The sequence below is a fragment of the Segatella hominis genome (genome assembly GCF_004535825.1).
Lineage (GTDB): Bacteria > Bacteroidota > Bacteroidia > Bacteroidales > Bacteroidaceae > Prevotella > Prevotella hominis.
In genome coordinates this window covers 1-1,388 of the sequence record NZ_SGVY01000129.1, presented here as the reverse complement: position 1 = coordinate 1,388, position 1,388 = coordinate 1, and the positions used below count along the sequence as shown (strand labels likewise).

3 protein-coding genes are annotated in these 1,388 nt (G+C 32.0%); 2 read left to right on the top strand and 1 reads right to left on the bottom strand.

The genetic code is table 11. The annotated features are described in order from the left end of the window. A partial coding sequence (locus EXN75_RS17420; RefSeq protein ID WP_223176175.1) for a M91 family zinc metallopeptidase occupies positions 1–240 on the top strand: 240 nt, incomplete at its 5' end. A 62-nt stretch (positions 241–302) separates the two neighbouring features. Then, positions 303–821, top strand: a complete 519-nt coding sequence (locus EXN75_RS17415) for a hypothetical protein (protein ID WP_134844758.1) — start codon at positions 303–305, stop codon at positions 819–821. A gap of 169 nt (positions 822–990) precedes the next feature. Here EXN75_RS17415 and EXN75_RS17410 read toward each other — a convergent pair whose 3' ends face one another. After that, positions 991–1,293: a copper resistance protein NlpE N-terminal domain-containing protein gene (locus EXN75_RS17410; RefSeq protein ID WP_233524765.1), complete on the bottom strand. Its 303-nt coding sequence runs from the start codon at positions 1,291–1,293 to the stop codon at positions 991–993. Between the last annotated feature and the right edge of the window lie 95 nt (positions 1,294–1,388).

Below are 1,388 nucleotides of genomic sequence, written 5' to 3'. Positions count from 1 at the left end.
CCTTCCCAAGTTGGATTAGCTCATGAAATGATTCATGGTGACAGATCAATGCGTGGAGTTGCAATAGAGTATTCAGAAAGCGAGTCTTATTCCTATATGAATAATCGGGGGCAAAGAGTCATGGAAACTCTAAGCAAAGAAGAAGCAGCAACTGTTGGTTTAAATCATGTAAAAAAGAATGATATTACAGAAAATGACATTCGTAAAGATCAAGGATTAAATCCACGAGGAGCATACTAATTTAAAAACAAGTCATTGGATGGAATTTATCCATCCAATGGCTATTATAAAGACAAATGATTATGTTCAGACTATTTTTAATTATTAGCCTATTATTTACTATAGGCTCGTGTTCTAATACACGTCAAGATAAAAACAATCTCAAAATATCATCGCTATCAAACCATCTTCAAAAGAAGGGAAAATCTATAATCATAGTTATGGATTTTGGAGATTCCGATTATCAAATAATAGAATATTGCGACACGATATTAACATATGGGATAGGATATGTTAAAAATGCAAATACAATATCAAATAATAATATTGTATGGAATTCATCATATCCCCTTATTAGAAGGAAACTTGCTGTTACCCAACAAGAAACAATACAAAATGCAATTTCTAAATTAAAAACGTGTTCATATTTTGATGCAAATATAGCTAAGGATAATGTTAAATATACATTATATGTGAATTATCATAAAGTGGCTTCTGGGTATAAGGCATTTATTGAGAATTTTCCTAATGACATACAGACTGTTATCAAAGAAATGTTGTTATTAGCTTCACCGCTTTATTATAAAAATCATAAATCATGAGTTAGACTGGGATTAAAGCACTGTGTTTAGCAATAAACGTTATAGTTAGTAATGTTAAAAAATAACTTGCGCAGAAATTCTGCGATGATAGCCTACTATTGCTAAATAGCACACGAGAAAAGTTGCGCAAGTTATTTTTTGCATATTACTTAAACACTGTTTTTTAACTTTACCTTTTCTTCAGAATATAGTTTTTCCTATCCTCTTTTTTAGGTTCATTACCAAACGAGTCAATCAAAATAATATTGTTGTCATCCCTCACCTTGTAGAATATATTGTCACCACTCGAAGGATGTATGAACATCAAGATATTTCCGTCAAGCACTTGAAATGTTCCCCTTAACTTTTCCTGTTCATTTTGCTCTTCCTTGTATGTCTGTATCAACAAATAGGTTCCGTTAATATTTAATGTGAGTATTGTCTCAACATCAGTCTGCAACACACCGCAATATGTTCCAACAACAGAATCCAAACTGACTCCAATTCCTAAAACTGCCGTATATTCTTCTATCCTGATAGAAGAATATACTTACATCATTTTGTCCTGTGCCACATAGACAAGCTCTT